Annotated in this window: 16 protein-coding genes; 2 read left to right on the forward strand and 14 right to left on the reverse strand. The window is 64.5% G+C overall.

Going from position 1 to position 17,381, the window contains the following annotated elements; all coding sequences use genetic code 11:
• Positions 1-11 precede the first annotated feature (11 nt).
• Positions 12-2,819 (forward strand): valine--tRNA ligase, encoded by a 2,808-nt coding sequence (locus GRI48_RS05510; protein ID WP_419956946.1) that lies wholly within the window; start codon positions 12-14, stop codon positions 2,817-2,819.
• Position 2,820: 1 nt separating this feature from the next.
• Positions 2,821-3,564, forward strand: a complete 744-nt coding sequence (locus tag GRI48_RS05515; RefSeq protein ID WP_160672561.1) for a 7-carboxy-7-deazaguanine synthase QueE — start codon at positions 2,821-2,823, stop codon at positions 3,562-3,564.
• 14 nt (positions 3,565-3,578) lie between these two features.
• Here GRI48_RS05515 and GRI48_RS05520 read toward each other — a convergent pair whose 3' ends face one another.
• The 14 genes from GRI48_RS05520 to GRI48_RS05585 form a co-directional block, all read right to left on the reverse strand.
• Positions 3,579-5,297 (reverse strand): ATP-binding protein, encoded by a 1,719-nt coding sequence (locus GRI48_RS05520; protein WP_160672564.1) that lies wholly within the window; start codon positions 5,295-5,297, stop codon positions 3,579-3,581.
• A 111-nt stretch (positions 5,298-5,408) separates the two neighbouring features.
• The gene (locus GRI48_RS05525; RefSeq protein WP_160675423.1) at positions 5,409-6,122 is read right to left on the reverse strand and encodes a TIGR02186 family protein; all 714 of its coding nucleotides are present in this window, start codon (positions 6,120-6,122) and stop codon (positions 5,409-5,411) included.
• A 35-nt stretch (positions 6,123-6,157) separates the two neighbouring features.
• Complete coding sequence (locus tag GRI48_RS05530) at positions 6,158-7,069, reverse strand: sulfite exporter TauE/SafE family protein (protein ID WP_160672567.1); 912 nt, start codon at positions 7,067-7,069, stop codon at positions 6,158-6,160.
• A 60-nt stretch (positions 7,070-7,129) separates the two neighbouring features.
• On the reverse strand, positions 7,130-8,326 hold the full coding sequence (locus GRI48_RS05535) for a hypothetical protein (protein ID WP_160672570.1): 1,197 nt from the start codon (positions 8,324-8,326) through the stop codon (positions 7,130-7,132).
• Positions 8,323-9,756, reverse strand: coding sequence for a glycosyl transferase family protein (locus tag GRI48_RS05540; protein WP_160672573.1), 1,434 nt, complete (start codon positions 9,754-9,756; stop codon positions 8,323-8,325). Before GRI48_RS05540 ends, GRI48_RS05535 begins: the two co-directional genes overlap by 4 nt.
• A gap of 82 nt (positions 9,757-9,838) precedes the next feature.
• Positions 9,839-11,533: a Na(+)/H(+) antiporter subunit D gene (locus tag GRI48_RS05545; RefSeq protein ID WP_160672576.1), complete on the reverse strand. Its 1,695-nt coding sequence runs from the start codon at positions 11,531-11,533 to the stop codon at positions 9,839-9,841.
• Positions 11,526-11,825 (reverse strand): hypothetical protein, encoded by a 300-nt coding sequence (locus GRI48_RS05550; RefSeq protein WP_202389185.1) that lies wholly within the window; start codon positions 11,823-11,825, stop codon positions 11,526-11,528. The genes GRI48_RS05545 and GRI48_RS05550 overlap by 8 nt, the downstream gene beginning before the upstream one ends.
• Complete coding sequence (locus tag GRI48_RS05555; RefSeq protein ID WP_202389186.1) at positions 11,822-13,288, reverse strand: monovalent cation/H+ antiporter subunit D family protein; 1,467 nt, start codon at positions 13,286-13,288, stop codon at positions 11,822-11,824. Before GRI48_RS05555 ends, GRI48_RS05550 begins: the two co-directional genes overlap by 4 nt.
• Positions 13,288-14,772 (reverse strand): monovalent cation/H+ antiporter subunit D family protein, encoded by a 1,485-nt coding sequence (locus GRI48_RS05560; protein WP_202389187.1) that lies wholly within the window; start codon positions 14,770-14,772, stop codon positions 13,288-13,290. Before GRI48_RS05560 ends, GRI48_RS05555 begins: the two co-directional genes overlap by 1 nt.
• The gene (locus GRI48_RS05565; RefSeq protein WP_160672579.1) at positions 14,772-15,140 is read right to left on the reverse strand and encodes a cation:proton antiporter subunit C; all 369 of its coding nucleotides are present in this window, start codon (positions 15,138-15,140) and stop codon (positions 14,772-14,774) included. Before GRI48_RS05565 ends, GRI48_RS05560 begins: the two co-directional genes overlap by 1 nt.
• Positions 15,137-16,192 (reverse strand): DUF4040 domain-containing protein, encoded by a 1,056-nt coding sequence (locus GRI48_RS05570; protein ID WP_160675435.1) that lies wholly within the window; start codon positions 16,190-16,192, stop codon positions 15,137-15,139. Before GRI48_RS05570 ends, GRI48_RS05565 begins: the two co-directional genes overlap by 4 nt.
• Positions 16,189-16,509, reverse strand: a complete 321-nt coding sequence (gene mnhG / locus GRI48_RS05575; RefSeq protein ID WP_160672582.1) for a monovalent cation/H(+) antiporter subunit G — start codon at positions 16,507-16,509, stop codon at positions 16,189-16,191. The genes GRI48_RS05570 and mnhG overlap by 4 nt, the downstream gene beginning before the upstream one ends.
• Positions 16,506-16,793 carry an MrpF/PhaF family protein gene (locus GRI48_RS05580; RefSeq protein ID WP_160672587.1) on the reverse strand — a complete coding sequence of 96 codons (288 nt, stop codon included), beginning with the start codon at positions 16,791-16,793 and terminating at the stop codon, positions 16,506-16,508. Before GRI48_RS05580 ends, mnhG begins: the two co-directional genes overlap by 4 nt.
• Before the next feature lie 3 nt (positions 16,794-16,796).
• Positions 16,797-17,273, reverse strand: a complete 477-nt coding sequence (locus GRI48_RS05585; protein ID WP_160672590.1) for a Na+/H+ antiporter subunit E — start codon at positions 17,271-17,273, stop codon at positions 16,797-16,799.
• Positions 17,274-17,381 lie beyond the last annotated feature (108 nt).

The raw sequence follows: 17,381 nt of genomic DNA on the forward strand, positions 1-17,381 counted from the left end.
AGGGCGCTGGCATGGGCCATCGTCTTATGAGCACACAACTGCCCACCACATTCGACCCCGCCGAGATCGAGGCGCGCTGGTATTCCCACTGGGAGGAGAACGGCCTGTTCCGGCCCGAGCGGCCCGATGCCGAGCCGTTCACGCTGGTCAACCCGCCGCCCAACGTGACCGGCTCGCTCCACATCGGCCATGCGCTCGACAACACGCTGCAGGACGTCGTCGTGCGTTACGAGCGGCTGCGCGGCAAGGACGCACTGTGGGTCGTGGGCGTGGATCACGCGGGCATCGCGACGCAGATGGTCGTCGAACGGCAGCTGGAAGAGCGGCAGGACAAGCGCACGAACTACTCGCGCGAGGAATTCGTCGACAAGGTATGGGAATGGAAAGAGGAAAGCGGCGGCACGATCACCCGCCAGCTTCGCCGGCTCGGCTGCTCGATGGACTGGAGCCGCGAGCAGTTCACGATGGACGAGCATTTTTCGAAGGCCGTGCTCAAGGTCTTCGTCGATCTCTACAACGACGGGCTGATCTACCGCGACAAGCGGCTGGTGAACTGGGACCCCGCACTGCGGACCGCGATTTCTGATCTCGAGGTCGAGAACCGCGAGGTCAACGGCCACATGTGGCACTTCAAGTACCCGCTGGCCGGCGGCGAGACCTACACCTACATCGAGCGCGACGTCGATGGGAATGTGACGCTCGAGGAAGAGCGGGATTACATCTCGATCGCCACGACCCGGCCCGAGACCATGCTCGGCGACGGTGCGGTCGCGGTGCACCCCTCGGACGAGCGATACGCGCCGATCGTGGGCAAGATGTGCGAGATTCCGGTCGGTCCCAAGGCCGATCGTCGTCTCATCCCGATCATCACCGACGAATATCCCGATCCCGACTTCGGTTCGGGCGCGGTGAAGATCACCGGCGCGCACGACGAGAACGATTACGGGGTCGCGCAGCGCAACGGCATTCCGATGTATCGCCTGATGGACGATGTCGCAGCCATGCGGGCCGACGGTGCGCCCTATGCCGCGGAATCGGCTCGCGCACGCGAGATAGCTGCCGGTGCCAACTTCAACGCCAACGAAATCGACGCGATGAATCTCGTGCCCGACGAATATCGCGGGCTCGACCGGTACGAGGCGCGCAAGCGGGTGGTCGCCGACATCGATGCCGAGGGTCTGATGATCGGTGTCGAGGACAAGCGCATCATGCAACCGTTCGGCGATCGCGGCGGCGTGGTCATCGAGCCAATGCTCACCGACCAATGGTACGTGAATGCCGAGGAACTGGCGAAGAAGCCGATCGAGGCGGTGAAATCGGGCGAGATCGAGATCGTCCCGAAGACCTGGGAAAAGACCTTCTTCAACTGGATGGAGAACATCCAGCCGTGGTGCGTCTCGCGTCAGCTCTGGTGGGGCCACCGGATCCCGGCGTGGTATGACGAGGACGGAAAGGCTTACGTCGCGCTGACGGAAGCCGAAGCACAGGCGCAGGCCGGTGACGGCATCGTGCTGACGCAGGACAGCGACGTCCTCGACACCTGGTTCTCCTCCGCCCTGTGGCCCTTCGCCACGCTCGGCTGGCCGGACAAGACCGACCTCGTCGAAAAGCACTATCCCAACGACCTGCTCATTTCGGGCTTCGACATCCTGTTCTTCTGGGACGCGCGGATGATGATGGCGGGCTATTACAACATGGGCGAAAAGCCTTGGGACAAGCTCTATCTCCACGGCCTGGTGCGCGCGGCGGACGGGCAGAAGATGTCCAAGTCCAAGGGCAACGTGGTCGACCCCCTCGGCCTGATCGACCAGTATGGCGCGGACGCGCTGCGGTTCTTCATGGCGGCGATGGAAAGCCAGGGCCGCGACATCAAGATGGATGAGAAGCGGATCGAGGGATACCGCAATTTCGCCACCAAGCTGTGGAATGCGACGCGCTTCTGCCAGTCCAATGGTATCGGTGCGAGCGAGACGATCGCGGCTCCGGAAGCGAAGCTGGCCGCCAACCAGTGGATCATCGGCGAAGTCGCCCAGACCGTCACCGCGCTGGAAGAGGCGATGGCCGACCTCCGCTTCGATGCCGCGGCGAACACGATCTACCACTTCACGTGGGACCGGTTCTGCGACTGGTACCTGGAACTCATCAAGCCGGTCTTTGCCGGAGATGCCGACAGTCCCGCCGCGGTGGAAACCCGCGCGGTCGCCGGATGGGCGCTCGACCAGATCCTCGTCATGCTGCACCCCTTCATGCCCTTCATTACCGAAGAGCTGTGGTCCAAGCAGGGTGATCGCCCGGACTATCCGCTGATCACCGCCAAGTGGCCCGTGCCGCAGGCGAGCATCAGCAAGGACGCAACCGATGCCATCGACTGGGTGATCGAGCTGACCGGCAATGTCCGCAGCGCCAAGAACGAGCTGGGCATATCGCCGGGCGCGAAGCTCGCTGCCTTCATCGCCCAGCCGTCCGACTTGGCGACACGCACCATCGATCGCAGCAGTGCGGCGATCGAGCGGCTCGCACGGCTGACACCGGTCACCGTCGGCGAGGCTCCGGCCGGCCCGGCCATGCATATTACCGCAGGCGGCGACGTTTTCGTGATCCCGCTCGAAGGGGTGATCGACATCGATGCCGAGCGAGCCCGCCTGCAAAAGGCGCTCGAAGCCTCGAAAAAGGAAGCGAAGTCGCTCGAAGGGCGCTTGTCGAACGCCAATTTCGTCGAACGGGCCAAGCCCGAAGCGGTCGAAAAAGCGCGTGCCGACCACGCGCATCACGCGAGCGAGGTCGAGCGGTTGACGTCAGCCCTGGCGCGGCTGGGGTAAGATGGCAAAGCTTGTCCTCGCGACAGACGACTCTGACGGGGGCGAGCCGGAAATCTTTGCCAGCGTGCAGGGCGAAGGGCCGAGCGCGGGAATGCCGGTCACCTTCGTTCGACTGTCGCGCTGCAACCTTGCCTGCGTGTGGTGCGACACGGCCTATACCTGGCATTTCGAAGGGGACGAGCGACCGCACCGGGCGGACGAGACCTACGATCGCAAGGCCAACCAGGTCACTCTCAACGTGTCCGACGTCGCCGGGAGGATCCTCGCGCTCGGACAGAAGCGGCTGGTCGTGACTGGCGGCGAGCCTTTGCTGCAGGCGCCGGCACTAGCCGAACTGGTCGAACTGCTCCCGGACATGGACATCGAGATCGAGACCAATGGGACGACCACCGCTCCCCCGCGGCTCGACATTCGGGTGGATCAGTACAATGTCAGCCCCAAGCTGGCGCACAGCGGCAATCCTGCGGAGCTCGCCCTGCTACCCGAACGGCTCGATTTCTACGCGACCGACCCGCGCGCCTTCTTCAAGTTCGTGATCGCCGAGCCTGCCGACCTGGACGAGGTCCTGGCGCTACAGGCGCGTTTCCGCTTCCCTGCGTCGCGCACCTTCCTGATGCCCGAAGGCACCGACAGCGAAAGCCTGCGCGACAGGGAGAAATGGCTCGCTCCCCTCTGCGTCGAGCATGGCTTGCGCTTGTCCGACCGGCTGCACATCCACCTGTTCGGCGACACGCGAGCAACCTGAGGCCTCGGCAGAGATCAGCCGCCTTGGCTGCGCCAACGCTGGACGGTGCGATAGACCATGTCCTCTTCGCCGCCGGACTTGCTCCACAGGTCGACGAAGCTGGGGTCTTCCGATGCCGGACGTTTCGCTTCCTCCAGATTGTCGAAGCTCACGCGGATCGGGATCGCGACACCTTCGCCGCAGATGATGCACTCGCGGTTGCGCAGCGCCGGGATCGAATCGAGGAAGCCGCGCGCGCCTTCGGGCATGGCCGCCTTCACGAACGCCTGGTCGCGATCGTTGTTGAGACGCATCGAGATGATCGTGCCGCACTGCGACAACACGCCTTCGGCAAGGTCCGACGGGCGCTGCGTGATGAGGCCCAGCGAGATGCCATATTTACGGCCTTCCTTGGCGATCCGGCTCAGGATCCGCCCGACCGAGGATGCATCGGCGAATTTCTCGCTCGGCACGTATCGGTGCGCTTCCTCGCAGACGAGCAGGATCGGGCGTTGCGATTCCTCCCGGCCCCAGATCGCGAAGTCGAAAACGAGCCGGCTCAGCACCGCGACCACGGTCGAGGTGATGTCCGAAGGCACGCCCGACACGTCGATGATGGAGATCGGCTTGCCGTCAGATGGCATGCGGAACACCCGGCCGATGAACTCGGCCATGGTATCACCGACCAGCATGCCCGAAAACATGAATTGGTAGCGCGGGTCGCTCTTAAGTTCTTCCAGCTTGGTCTTGATCCGCATGTAAGGCGCGGAATTGGTGGCCTTGTCGAGCTTGCCCATCTCGTCCTGGATCGCATTCGAGAGGTCGGACAGCAGATAAGGAATGGGCGAATCGACCGTGATCTTGCCCATGGTTTCGGCAAGCCGGTTCTTAGAGCGCGACTTGAGCAGGCACTTGGCGAGAATGTCGGCGTCGACCTGGCGATCGTCGCCCCTGGTCGTCAGCAGCACTTCGCAATGCTCTTCGAAGTTCATCAGCCAGTAGGGCATCTGCAGGTTCGACACGTCGAGGATCATGCCGGTCTGCTTGAACGCCGCCGAATACTCGCCGTGCGGGTCGATCATCACGATGTGACCCTCGGGCGCGGCTTCGCAGATACGATGCAGGATCAGCGCGGCGCTGGTCGATTTACCGGTACCGGTCGAGCCGAGCAGCGCGAAATGCTTGCCGAGCATGGCGTCGACGTACAGGCCGGCACGGATGTCCTTGGTCGGGAAGACCTTGCCGATCTGGATATTGGCGCGCCCGTCGCTGGCGTAAATCTGTCGCAGGTCGGCCGTGGTTGCCGGATAGATGTAGGCGCCGGGGACCGGGTAGCGGGTGACACCGCGGCGGAAGCCGTGAATGCGGCCCGTCAGCTTCTCTTCCTGCCCTTCGCCGAGAAAGTCGATGTTGGCGAGAATGCCGCCGCTCGTGCGGCGATCCTGCCGCTGGTTGCGAACGCTTGCCAGCAGCCAGCTGTCGCCGACCCTGATCTTGACCTGGCTGCCGACCTGGCCGGCCAGCGCGATCGAAGGATCGTCGTCTTCCATGCATTCGTTGAGGCGCTGCAGATCGAGCGCGATCTGCGAGCCCGAACCGGCGATCTCGATAACCACGCCGATGGGCTGCATGGCATTGTCCGAAACGGGATCGGTCGCGGGCGCAGGCCGGGCGGTTGCGCCCGGTTGCTGCGGCGCATCGGCCGGTCCGGCCGGCTGGAACTGGTCGAAATTCTGACTGCCCATGTCGGTCATGGTCGCACGCACCCCCAATTGAATTGCGCGCTCTCGCTACCACCGGGCGGTTAAGATCGCGTCAACGACGACGGGTAAGCGTGATTGCAGGCGCCGGATTTCGCCTTGCACTCAGATGAGTGCGAACAGGCGCCCGGCCATCCATCCCGTGCCGACCGACAGCATGACCGCCAGCAGCCCGTAGACCAGCGCGTAGCGGTGCGAGGCGTATTCGACGAAACGCTCGAAGCCGACTTTCTTGACCTCGACTTCGGCGACGGCAGACGCGATCACGCGGCCCCGCGTCACCGCAAAGGTTTCGGCGGTGTAGATGCCCGTCGTCACATTCGAAGGCAGCGCGATCCGGGCCTGGTACAGTACGCTCTCGTCGATCTGGACCCCGCGCATATCCTGTTTGTAAAGTCCCTGCCGTTCGCGAAGGTCGACGAGGCCAGCAGTGAAACGCGCCTGTTCCTCGGGGTCGATGACCCCGCTCGGGGACAACTGGATGTAGTCGGTCCCGAACTCGTAGATGGCGGCGGTCTTCTCGTCGACGATCTGGTCGATGGGCCGCGAGGATGCGACCGCGAAATAGGCCGGCGCGCTGCGGAAATCGCTGGAATCCGCATTGACCCAGATGCCGCCGACGCGCGCCTTCTCGCGCACGCGGATCGGCTCGGAAGGGCCCTTGAGCACCACCACGATGTCATACTCGCGGCCGACGCGCTGTCCGCGCGGGTCGAGGATCGCGCCGAACAGCAGCAGTTCGGTCCCGATGAACCCCTGGCGCACCCTGACCTCGTGCTGCGAGACTTCCGGCACCAGGATCGGATCGGTCTGCGCCATCAGAAACAGCGCAGCGAACAGGGCGAACAGCGCCTTCACAGCGGTGCAACCGTGAATATCTCGTCCGGCCGGAACCCGAGGCCGAAGAGCATGCGCAGGGCGACCGCGAGGACGATCGCGGCGAGTATCAAGCGCAGGATTTCCGGCTTCACCTTGAGCGCGAACTGCGTGCCGACCTGCGCCCCGGTGACCGAGCCGATCAGCAGCAGCGCCACCAGCACGATGTCGACCGCCTGCGTGGTCAGCGCGTGCATCATCGTGGTCGCAATGGTCACGAACAGGATGTTGAACAGCGAGGTGCCGACAACGACGTTAGCGCTCATGCCGAGAATGTAGAGCATGGCAGGGACGAGGATGAACCCGCCACCGACGCCCATCAGCATCGTCAGCATCCCGACGAGCACGCCGAGAATCAGCGGTGCGAGCGGCGAGATGTAGAGGCCCGAGCCATAGAACCTCCACCGCATTGGCAGCGCGGCGACCAGCGGATGGTGCCGCCTGCGGCGCACCACCGGCTTGTCCTTCCGGCTGCGCGAGATCGTCTGCCACGCCTCGACTGCCATCAGCGTGCCGATCGTGCCCAGCATGATCACATAGAGGATGTTGATGACCGTATCGATCTGCCCGATCGACTGGAAGAAGCGGAACAGTAGCGCACCGATCCCAGCGCCGACGATACCGCCGGCTACGATCACGCCGCCCATCCGGTAGTCGACACCCTTGCGGCCCGCATGGGCCAGCACGCCCGAAACGCTCGCCCCGGTCACCTGGGTCGAGGCGCTGGCCGCAGCAACCGTCGGCGGCACGCCATAGAAGATCAGCAGCGGCGTCGTCAGGAAGCCGCCGCCAACGCCGAACAGGCCGGACAGGATCCCCGTCAGCCCGCCCAGCGCGACGATCAGCAGACCGTTCACCGACAGGTTGGCGATGGGGAGGTAAACGTCCATGGCGCTCGCCCTACCGCAGCCGAGGGGCGGATGGTAGCGGGCTTGACGCCGGATGCGTCGCTAAAATGCGGTCGATAGCGTTACGGCAACACCGCTGTCCGGTTCGGCATCGCCCAAAACGCGGAAACGGTAATCGACCGACAGCCGGACCGGGGCATCGGCAACCGGGACGACGAGGCTTGCGCTGGGTCCGACGTCGAATCGTTCCGCGTTTGTCTGCGCGCCGCCCCATGCTCCACCGCCCACTCGCAGCGACCCGCCGCGGGTGTTGCCGAGATCGAAAGCCGCCACTTCGCGGTCGGCGACGATCTGGCCGTCGACGAAGGCCGTCGCATAGTCGCCTCCGACCCATCCGGCTTGCGCGTAACCGCGAACCTGGAAACCGAGCGGCACGTCGCGATGGACGCCCGTGGTCACGAAGGCCGCCGGGCGCAATTCGGTGCTGCCGGCAACGCGGGTCGCGCGGATTTCGGCATGCGCGGTCAGCGGGAAGCCAGCGAAGGGTTTCGCCGACAGGCCGGCCGCCACATCGGTCTCGCGCGCGCCGGCAAGCGCGCGGGTATAGCGCGCGTAAAGGCCGGGAGTGCGTCCACCTGCATCGGCGAGACGATAGCGCACGACAGCACCCTGCTGGCTCTTGCCGTAGCTCGGTTGCAGTCCAGCCGCGACCGGCGCCGCTCCGGACCCCTCTCGCAGGAATACCCACGCGTCGAGCGACCAGCGCCGCTGCCCGCGTTGCCGGGCAAGCGGAAGCCATGAGTTCGGCGCAGCCTGTCGTTGCGCGCCAGCGGCAGCCGCAACGTCACGCGGCACCGGGAGCCGGGCCATCGCAGCAAGCCACAGCAACTGGTGGCCGGCAGCCACTTCGCCAGCGGCGAACGGCTGCTGCGAACCCATTCCCTGTTCCATCCTCGATCCCGCAACGGGCACTTCAGGGGGAAGCGGAGCGCGATCGACCGGTGCCAGCGGCCCACGTTCGACGGGATTGAGTTCCGGCAGCAGGGCATTGCCCGATGGCAGATCGGTCGCGCTGTGCGCCTGCAAATCCCAACCGGCCATGGCTCGCGTCTCATGCTGCGGACGCGCCGGAGAATGAAGGTCTTCCTTTGCGGCAAGCGTCGGAACGCTATCTCGCGGTGCCGTCCGCTCGGGAAGCGGCGAGTCCCAGAAGCCCGTCCGCACAACGATCCATCCCGCGATCAGCAGCCCGTATACCAGGAGCGGCTGCCCCCGGCGCTTGTTGCGCGGCGCGGTCACAGGCTCAGCGCCTTCGGCACACGCAGCGTCTCGGCGTCAAGCGCGGCCGGGAAAGCCGCGGGGTGCCGGTCATGCGAGGTCTTGTCCCATCGCGGCGCATCGCCGGCGAGCGAGCGCAGATAGGCGGTCATGGCGCGGCGCGCAGCCATGATGGCGATGACATTGGATACCGGAATGCGCAGCACCGCCATCACGCCCTGCTTCCAGCCGTAGACCGCGGTCGTGAACCCGAAACGCCACAGAGCCCGCCAGCCGACCATCGCGAGGTTGATCCAGAGCAGCAGCTTCAGTCCGCTCGACAGTTCGATTTCCGGCACCAGCCCGAAGAGTTCGAGCGCGAAGGTCACCCCGGCCATTGCCAGCAAGAGATAAGCGATGAACAAGAGCAGCGCGCCGACCGGGCCGCGGCGGTCGCGCAGCCGCATCCAGGCCTCGCCCGCGGAATTGCCCCAGCCCATGTTCTCCCACCCCTGGAAGGCGATGCCGTGCAGCCAGCGGGTCTTCTGCCGCACGGCCGCCTCGAGAGTCGCCGGGAAGTACGATCGGGTGGCGATCAGCCTGCCGTTGTGATCGCGCAGGCGCAGGAAGCGGCTTCGGCCACCCAGTTCCGCGACCCTGAGGCCCAGCTCGTAATCCTCGGTCAGCGCCGACGCATCGAACGGATTGCCGGCTGCGTCCTGCCGCGCAAGCTCGCCGAGCACCGCGCGCGCGATCGCGCAACCTACTCCGGCCGCCGGAAGCGCCGCGCCGATCGCATCGCGCACGACCATGGCCTTGCCATGCGCCTCGGCGAATTCCTCGCAATAATGGCCGCCCACCCAGCGCGAGCCGGCCTGCGGCAGCGGCACCACCGGCAGCTGCACGAAATCGACGCTCTGGAGCGCCCGATCGAGCAGCGGCAAGGCGATCGGATCGACCAGGTCCTCTGCATCGTGGAGGACGACCATCTGCACGCTGCGGCCCGAACGGCGCTCATCTTCGCACAGCGAAGCATAGAGGCGGTTGAGGCAACCGGCTTTCGTCGTGGGTCCGGGCTCGTCCTGGATCACGATACGAACGCGCGGATCGCCCGAGGCCGCCTTCATCGCCGCTTCCAGCGTCCCGCGATCGTTGGGATAGCATCCGACATACAGGCGAAGCTGGCGCTGCGGCCACGACTGCAGCAAGTGCGCAATGGTCGAGCCGATGACTTCCTCTTCCTGCCATGCCGGAAGGAAGACGGCCGCGTCGCCATCGAGCGGCAGGTCGCGGTGAAGTTCGTGGCCGATCTGCGGCGAACGGGTCCGCCCCGTAAGCTTCAGCCAGATCCAGGACAGGTCGACCGCGAATTCGTCGATTGCGCCGAAGAGGAAGAAGAAAGCGGCGAACAGCAGCAATTCGTGCTGGACGAGCACGAACCATTCGCCCGGCGTCAACCCGAATACCGTCAACTGCGTGCTCCCCTGTTGGGGACTGCGTATCAATACCTATGTCGTCTGGCAACGACGTCGAATGTCCGCCGCCAGCGCCGCGTCAGTAAAGGTAGGACATCACCAGGTAGAGGCAGAGCAGCACCGCGGTGATCAGCACGGTGCTGCCGATCGGGCGGGCGGTAAAGAGCATGCCGTCGGGCATCCTGCTGCGCGCGAGACCGCCGAGGAACTGTTCGCCGAACAGCTTCGCCAGACCGCCCATCACCACGCTCCAGCCGCGCGAGAACGCCCGTCCGGCAGCCAGCGCCCCCGAGGGCAGGACCTTGCGATAGACCCATTCGAAATCGAGGTTGGTCGATGGCAGTTCGGGCGGATAGAGCCCGCGCAGGTTGAGCCAGACGAAGGCCAGTGCCGAGAAGAACAGCAGCTGCAGCTGCGCCAGCACATGCGTCGTGTCGTAGGCGGAATAGTCCACCTCGTAAGGCAGCAGCGAATAGAGCGCTTGCGGATAGACCCCGATCGCGATGCACAGCGTTGCCGACAGCGCCATCGCCAGCAGCATGTTTACCGGCGGCTCCTTCGCCGGGATCTTCGCGTCATGCGCGAAGAACGCGAAATAGGGGATCTTGATGCCCGCGTGGTGGAACACGCCTGCAGAAGCAAACAGCAGGCACAGCCAGACCCAGCCATAGCCTTCCTCGAGCGCGGCACTCATCACCATCGACTTGCTCACGAAACCGCTGAACAGCGGAAAGGCCGAGATCGAGGCGGCACCGACGATGCACAAGATCGTGGTCAGCGGCATTTTCTTGTACAGCCCGCCGAGGTCGGAGCCGTTCATCCGGCCGGTGACGTGCAGCACCGCCCCCATCGCCATGAACAGCAGGCCCTTGAAGATCACGTCGTTAAAGGCGTGCGCGACCGCGCCATTGATCGCCAGCGCCGTGCCGATCCCGATGCCGACGACCATGAACCCGACCTGGTTGATCATCGAATAGGCGAGCACGCGGCGCAGGTCGTTCTCGATCACCGCATAGAAGATCGGGAAACAGGTCATCGCCGCGCCTATCCAGACGAGCAGCTCGGTCCCCGGGTATCCCCGCGCCAGAGCGTAGACCGCGACCTTGGTGGTGAAGGCGCTGAGGAACACCGTGCCAGTCGGGGTCGATTCCGGATAGGCATCAGTCAGCCAGTTGTGCACGAAAGGGAAAGCGCATTTAATGCCGAAAGCGGCAAAGATCAGCCAGCCGCCCCAGCCCACAAGGCCGATCTCGCCGAAGGCCAGCGAGCCGGTATCGCCGAAGACGAACAGCGCACCGGCGAGCAGCAGGACGCCCGACAGCACGTTGATGACGAGATAGCGCATCGCCGCGCCATAGGACCGGTCGCTCCGCCGCGCCCAGATCAGGAAAGTCGAGCTGACTGCCATGATCTCCCAGAAGAGGAACAGGGTCAGCAGGTCGCCGGCGAACACCGCGCCGAGCGCGCCGCCGATATAGGCCATCGCCGAGACGTGTTGCACCGTGTCGCGCACATGCAGCGAGAAGATGACCGCGATGAAGGCTGCGAGGTGGAAGAGGTAACCGAACAGGATGCTGAGCCGGTCAATCCGCAGCGGTTCCAGCGAGTAACCGAGGAACGCCAGCTGGTGGCTCGTGCCCTCGCCCGCCTGGTAGAGCAGCCAGGCCCCGATGATCGGGACCAGCAGCATTACCGCGTTGCGCAGGTATCCGCGCAGGCCACCCGCCAGGATCGCAGCGAGGAAGAACAGCAGGGCGGGGTGCAGCTCAGTCATCGCGTGCCCCGCCGTGATCGCGATCGTCATCGTAATAGTCTTCGTCGCGCATCAGCACCTTGCGCATCTGCGTCGCGATCAGGACCAGCACGACGCAGGCGACGAAGCCGAAGATCGCGTAGAAGGCGGGCAGGTTCTCCCACGGGTGATAGACGTGGCGATGGATGACGAAATCCGCCGCGACCAGCACCGCGCACAGCACGTAGAACACGCGCAGGATCATCCTGATGTTTTCCGGCTTCTCGAAGAAGCCCGGCGCTTCGGCGGCGCCGTGCTCGCGGTCGTCGCTCACTGTCGCACTCCAAGTTCGGCCAGGTGGTACACGCCTTGCGGGAAGGCGAACAGCAGCAGGCAACCGGTCGCTGCCACGCCGATGGCGATCAGGCAGGCCAGCGGGGCCTCGCCGAATGCCGCTGCCGGTGCCGTGCGATCGCGCGGGAAGAAACCGCGGATCGGGATCGGCAGCAGATAGGCGATGTTGAGCAGCGAGCTGAGCATCAACACGCCCATCAGCACGAGGTATCCGGTCTCCATCGCGCCTAGCATCAGGTACCACTTGGCCCATGTGCCGCCTGTCGGCGGCAGGCCGATGATGCTGAGCGAACCGATGAAGAAAGCCGCCATCGTCCACGGCATGGCTCGCCCGAGCCCGTCCATCTGGCTGATCTCGGTCTTCTTGGTCGCCACGTAGATCGCGCCCGCGCAGAAGAAGAGCGTGATCTTGCCGAATGCGTGCATCGCGATCTGGAGCGCCCCGCCGATCGCGCCCGCTTCGACCGCCAGCAGCGCGCCGAGCGTGACATAGCCGAGCTGGGCCACCGTCGAATAAGCAAGCCGCGCTTTCAGATTGTCCTTCGTCATCGCGATCAGCGAGGCGATCAGCACGCTTGCGCCGGCCAGATACAGCAGGAAATCGCGCGCCTCGAGCGTCTGGAGCAAGTCGAAGCCGAACACGTAAACGGAAATCTTGAGCAGGGTGAAAACACCCGCCTTCACCACGGCGACCGCGTGCAGCAGCGCGCTGACCGGAGTAGGTGCGACCATCGCCGACGGGAGCCAGCGATGGAACGGCATCAGCGCCGCCTTGCCGACGCCGAAGAAGAACAGCACCAGCAGCAGTCCGGCAGCGGGGCCGGAGATCTTGTCGGCGAGCAGGCCGCCGGCGGTAAAGTCCAGCGTGCCGGCAACGTGGTAGGTCCAGATCAGTGCCGGCAGGAAGAAGAAGATCGAGGTGCTGAGCAAGATGCCGAGATAGATGCGTCCGCCCCGCCGCGCTTCCTCGGTGCCCTTGTGCGTCACCAGCGGATAGGTCGACAGGGTCAGCAGCTCGTAGAAAACGAACAGGGTCAGCAGGTTTCCGGCAAAGGCGATGCCCAGCGCAAAGGCGATCGCCAGCGCGAACAGCATGTAAAAGCGGGTCTGGTTCTCCTCCTTCGCGCCGCGCATGTAGCCGATCGCGTAGATCGAGGTGACGATCCACAGGAAACTGGCGATCAGCGCGAAGATCATTCCCAGCGGCTCGAGCCGGAAGGCAAGCGTGAGACCCGGCAAGGGCTGGAACAGCGTAACGGCAGGGCTCGCCCCGCCCCACAGCGCGAACAGCAGTTGCAGCACCATGGCAAAGGTCGCCGCGCCGGTGGCGAGCGTTACGCCCTCGCGCAGATTGGGACTGCTGCCGGTCAGGCGCACCAGCAATGCACCCACGATCGGCAGGGCGACTGCGAGCAGCAGGATCGTGTCGGCCGTCATGCCCATCAGCCGCCACCCATCACGGCCTGCGCCGCGCCGGCTGCCGCGTTGACGGTGAAGCTCGTCTGCAGGCCGAACCAGATTGTCGCGAGCGCAAGCGCCCAGGTCGGCACCAGCAGCGCCATCGGCGCCTCGTTACGACCCGCTATTTCGGGTTCGGTAAAGTATGCCGCCTCTACCACGCGCCAGACATAGGCGATCGAAAGCAGCGATCCGATCAGGATCACGGCGACGATGAATATGCCGATCATTCCGCGATCGAGCGCGGCGAGGATCAGGTACCACTTGCTGACGAACCCCGCCGTTAGCGGCACGCCGATCAGCGACAGCCCGCCGATCACGAAGGCGCCCATCGTCCAGGGCATCGTCTTGCCCAGCCCCCGGAAGGCGTCGAGCGAGACGCTGCCCTTGCGATAGAAAACGCAGCCGACCGCCATGAACAGGCAGGCCTTGATGATGGCGTGGTTGACCATGTGCAGCACGCCGGCGGCGACGCCTGCCGCGCTGACCATCGCGATGCCCAGCACCATGTAACCGATCTGTGCGACGCTGGAATAGGCGAGCAGGTGCTTGATGCTCCGCTGCGTGATCGCCAGGATCGACCCTCCGATCACGGCTAGCGAGGCGAGCGTCACGAGGATCGGCTGCAGCGGCATTTCGGCAAAGGCGAAATCGACCCCGAAGATCGTGAAGACGAAGCGGATGAGAGCGTAGAGCGCGACCTTGGTCGCCGTCGCTGCAAGGAAGATCGAGATGACCGACGGCGCGTAGCCATAGGCGCCGGGCAGCCAGATATGCAGTGGCGCCAGGGCGATCTTGATGCTCAGCCCGATGACGATGAAGGCGAAGGCGGCGCGCACCGTGTTGGTGTCCATGACAGCGGGCAGGCGCGCGGCGAGGTCCGCCATGTTGAGCGTGCCGGTCATCATGTAGAGGAAGCCAATGCCGATCAGCAGCATTGTCGCACCGATCGTCCCGAGCACGAGATACTGGAACGACGCGCTGAGCGCCCTCCGGTCGTTGCCGTAGCTGATCAGCAGATAGGTCGAGAGCGAGGATATCTCGAGGAAGACGAACAGGTTGAACGCATCGCCGGTGATCGCCATGCCGAGCAGGCCCGCAAGGCACAGCAGGAAGGCGGCAAAGAAGATCGGCTGGCCGGCAGCGCGGATCTCGCGTGCAACGCTCGCCCGGGCGAAGACCAGCGTGATCGCCGCCATCGACGAGACCAGCAACAGGATCAGGCTGTTGAGCCGATCGACCCGGAATTCGATGCCGTAGGGCGGCTCCCACCCGCCCATACCGTAGGAGACGACCGCGCCGTTCGAGGTTTGCACAAACAGGAGAGTCGATACCGCCAGCGTGCCGAGGCTCGCGACGAAGGCGATGAGCCACGGCAGGCCACGCACACGCAAGATGAAGCACAGCGGCGCGCAGGCCAGCGCGATCACGATCTGCAATGCAGGCAGGTTGGCGATGATCGACTGCATCACGGCTCGCCGTCCATCCCGCCATCCATGCGCTGGATGTCGTCTTCCTCGATGCTGCCATAGGCCTCGTTGATGCGGACGACCAGCGCCAGGCCCAGCGCGGTCGTCGCCACGCCAACCACGATCGCGGTCAGGATCAGGACCTGCGGCAGGGGATTGGCATACACCTCCACCCCGTCTTCCAGGATCGGGGCGATGCCGCCCTCGATCTTGCCCATGCTGATGTAGAGGAAGAAGACCGAGGTCTGGAAGATGTTCAGCCCGATGATCTTCTTGATCAGGTTTCCGGCCGAGATCAGTACGTAGAAACCGACCATCATCAGCACCACGACGACCCAGTAGTTGAACAGGCCAAGGACGGTCGTCATGCGGCGCCCTCCCCTTCGGCCGGCTTCTCGCCGGCATGACCGTCCTGCGCGCTGTGCACCGCATGGCCGGCGAAGCTGAGGAAGACCGCGATCATCACGCTGGCGACACAGATGCCGACGCCCAGTTCGATGACGATGATGCCGATGTGCTGGCCGGCGATCGGATCGGCCGCAAGCACGTCGTAATCGAGCAAATTGCCGCCCATCGACAGCGTGGCGATGCCAGTGCCGAGATAGAGCAGCACGCCGATCACCATGGCGATGAACAACGCCTTGGGCACGATCACCTTGTGCGCCAGTTCGAGCCCGTAGATCATCGTGTAGAGGATGAATGCCGCGGCAAAGATCACGCCTGCCTGGAAACCACCGCCGGGGCTGTAGTCGCCGTGGAACTGGACATAGAGCGCGTAGAGCAGGATCAGTGGTACAAGGATCTTGGAGACGACGTGCAGTACCGTGTGGTGCCGCAAGCTCGAGGTGTCCGAAAACTGCCAGTATGTCTCGCCACGGTGCTTTTCGAGCGAGCCCAGCAGCGCGAGCACGCCGATCCCGGCGGTAAAGATCACGAAAACCTCGCCAAGCGTATCGAAGCCGCGATAGCTCGCTAGCACCGAAGTGACGACATTGGGAATGTCGATCTCGTCGACCGACTGCTGGAGATATCGCGGCGCGACGTGGTTATGCGGCGCGGCCATCGGGTCGGCGAAGGCGGGCATGTCGAAAGTCGCGTAGATCAGCGCCGCACCGGTCAGCCCGACCGCGAGCAGCGGGACGATGACCTTGCGAACGGGCTTGCGCACCTTGGGTGTCGAATGGGGTATCCGGCGCACCAGCGCCAGCGTGCCGAGCATCAGGATGGGCGCGATCCCGGCGCCGATCGCCGCCTCGGTCAGGGCCACGTCGGGTGCATCTAGGTCGAGGAACAGCGCTGCCGACAGCAGGCTGTAGATGCCGAACAGCATGATCACGGCGAACAGGTCGCGCACGAAGATCGTCGACAGCGCGGTCGCGACCAGCATCGTCAGCAGGGATATGCTGATGAGGGTATCTATCGCTCGTCTCCCTTGGCGAGGCTGTCGAACTTGCGCTGTTCCTTGCGCGCGGCCTTCGCGAGCGCATGCGCCGTGGTGGGCGCGGAATAGGCGAGGATCAGTAGGACCATGCCGAGTTTCAGGACCATCATCAGCGACTGGCCCTGCAGCATCAGGCCAAGGATGATCAGCCCGGGGCACAAGGTGTCGGTGATGCTGGCCGCATGCATCCGGGTGAAGAAATCCGGGAAGCGGAACAGGCCGATCGCACCAGTCAGGCCGAAAAAGCCGCCGACCAGGATGCAGGCCCAGCTCGCGATATCAAGGATCAGGTTCATCGCGCATCCTCCGCCGGCTCTGTCTCGTCGAGGTTGCGCTCATTGAATTCGAAGAAGCGCAGCACCGCCAAGATGCTGATGAAGTTGATCAGGGCGTAGACCAGCGCGACATCGATGAACGACGCGTTCGACGCCATGACGCCGATGATCGAGACCAGCAGCACCGTCTTGGTCGCGAACATGTTGATCGCGAGGATGCGGTCGAACAGCGTGGGACCCAGGAACGCTCGCGCCAGGGCGAGCACCATGATCGAAAGAACGGCGAGCGATGCGGCGAGAAACATGGGTCAGCCCTGCTCCAGCGCCGCGACCTTGCGGCCCATGACACCGCGACCCAACTCCTCGGCTCCGGCCTCGGTGAGCGCATGGACCTCGAAGGTGTCGTCATGCACGAACAGCGTCACTGTCCCCGGCGTCATGGTGATCGAATTGGCGTACAGCACCTTGCCGACATCCGATTTCGCCTCTGCCCGAACGGTCAGGATCGTCGGGCTGAGCGACTTGCGCCCAAGCCAGACGCGTTTGGCGACATCGATGTTGGAAGCGATGATCTGGCCGATCATCCAGACGAGGTAGCCGGGCAGGCGCAGGCTCGGAACGAACAGCGGAAAGCGTTCGCCGTCATGCGCCTCCATCCGCTTGACGATGGCGATCACGATCACGATCGAAACCACGCCGAAGCCGAGCAGCATCGGCTTCAGATAGCCGGAATTGGCCATCCAGAAAGCTGCCAAGGCAACTGCCAGACCGAATACCGACCTCATTTGATGTTCCTGCAAGCAGGCATGATGCAGACCTGTCCCCGTTTCCTCGGTCCCGGATACCGAAGCGGAACCGAATCGCGAGGTCAACGAGAACCGGACGAAAATCGC

Source organism: Qipengyuania oceanensis, from assembly GCF_009827535.1.
In the GTDB taxonomy this organism is placed as follows: domain Bacteria; phylum Pseudomonadota; class Alphaproteobacteria; order Sphingomonadales; family Sphingomonadaceae; genus Qipengyuania_C; species Qipengyuania_C oceanensis.

Excerpts from the sequence above, each read along its gene's own strand:
- GRI48_RS05510 (WP_419956946.1), top strand. The coding sequence starts at position 12 with ATGGGCCATCGTCTTATGAGCACACAACTGCCCACCACATTCGACCCC.
- GRI48_RS05515 (WP_160672561.1), top strand. The coding sequence starts at position 2,821 with ATGGCAAAGCTTGTCCTCGCGACAGACGACTCTGACGGGGGCGAGCCG.
- GRI48_RS05520 (WP_160672564.1), bottom strand. The coding sequence starts at position 5,297 with ATGACCGACATGGGCAGTCAGAATTTCGACCAGTTCCAGCCGGCCGGA.
- GRI48_RS05525 (WP_160675423.1), bottom strand. The coding sequence starts at position 6,122 with ATGGCGCAGACCGATCCGATCCTGGTGCCGGAAGTCTCGCAGCACGAG.
- GRI48_RS05530 (WP_160672567.1), bottom strand. The coding sequence starts at position 7,069 with ATGGACGTTTACCTCCCCATCGCCAACCTGTCGGTGAACGGTCTGCTG.
- GRI48_RS05545 (WP_160672576.1), bottom strand. The coding sequence starts at position 11,533 with ATGACTGAGCTGCACCCCGCCCTGCTGTTCTTCCTCGCTGCGATCCTG.
- GRI48_RS05555 (WP_202389186.1), bottom strand. The coding sequence starts at position 13,288 with ATGGGCATGACGGCCGACACGATCCTGCTGCTCGCAGTCGCCCTGCCG.
- GRI48_RS05560 (WP_202389187.1), bottom strand. The coding sequence starts at position 14,772 with ATGCAGTCGATCATCGCCAACCTGCCTGCATTGCAGATCGTGATCGCG.
- GRI48_RS05565 (WP_160672579.1), bottom strand. The coding sequence starts at position 15,140 with ATGACGACCGTCCTTGGCCTGTTCAACTACTGGGTCGTCGTGGTGCTG.
- mnhG (WP_160672582.1), bottom strand. The coding sequence starts at position 16,509 with ATGAACCTGATCCTTGATATCGCGAGCTGGGCCTGCATCCTGGTCGGC.
- GRI48_RS05580 (WP_160672587.1), bottom strand. The coding sequence starts at position 16,793 with ATGTTTCTCGCCGCATCGCTCGCCGTTCTTTCGATCATGGTGCTCGCC.
- GRI48_RS05585 (WP_160672590.1), bottom strand. The coding sequence starts at position 17,273 with ATGAGGTCGGTATTCGGTCTGGCAGTTGCCTTGGCAGCTTTCTGGATG.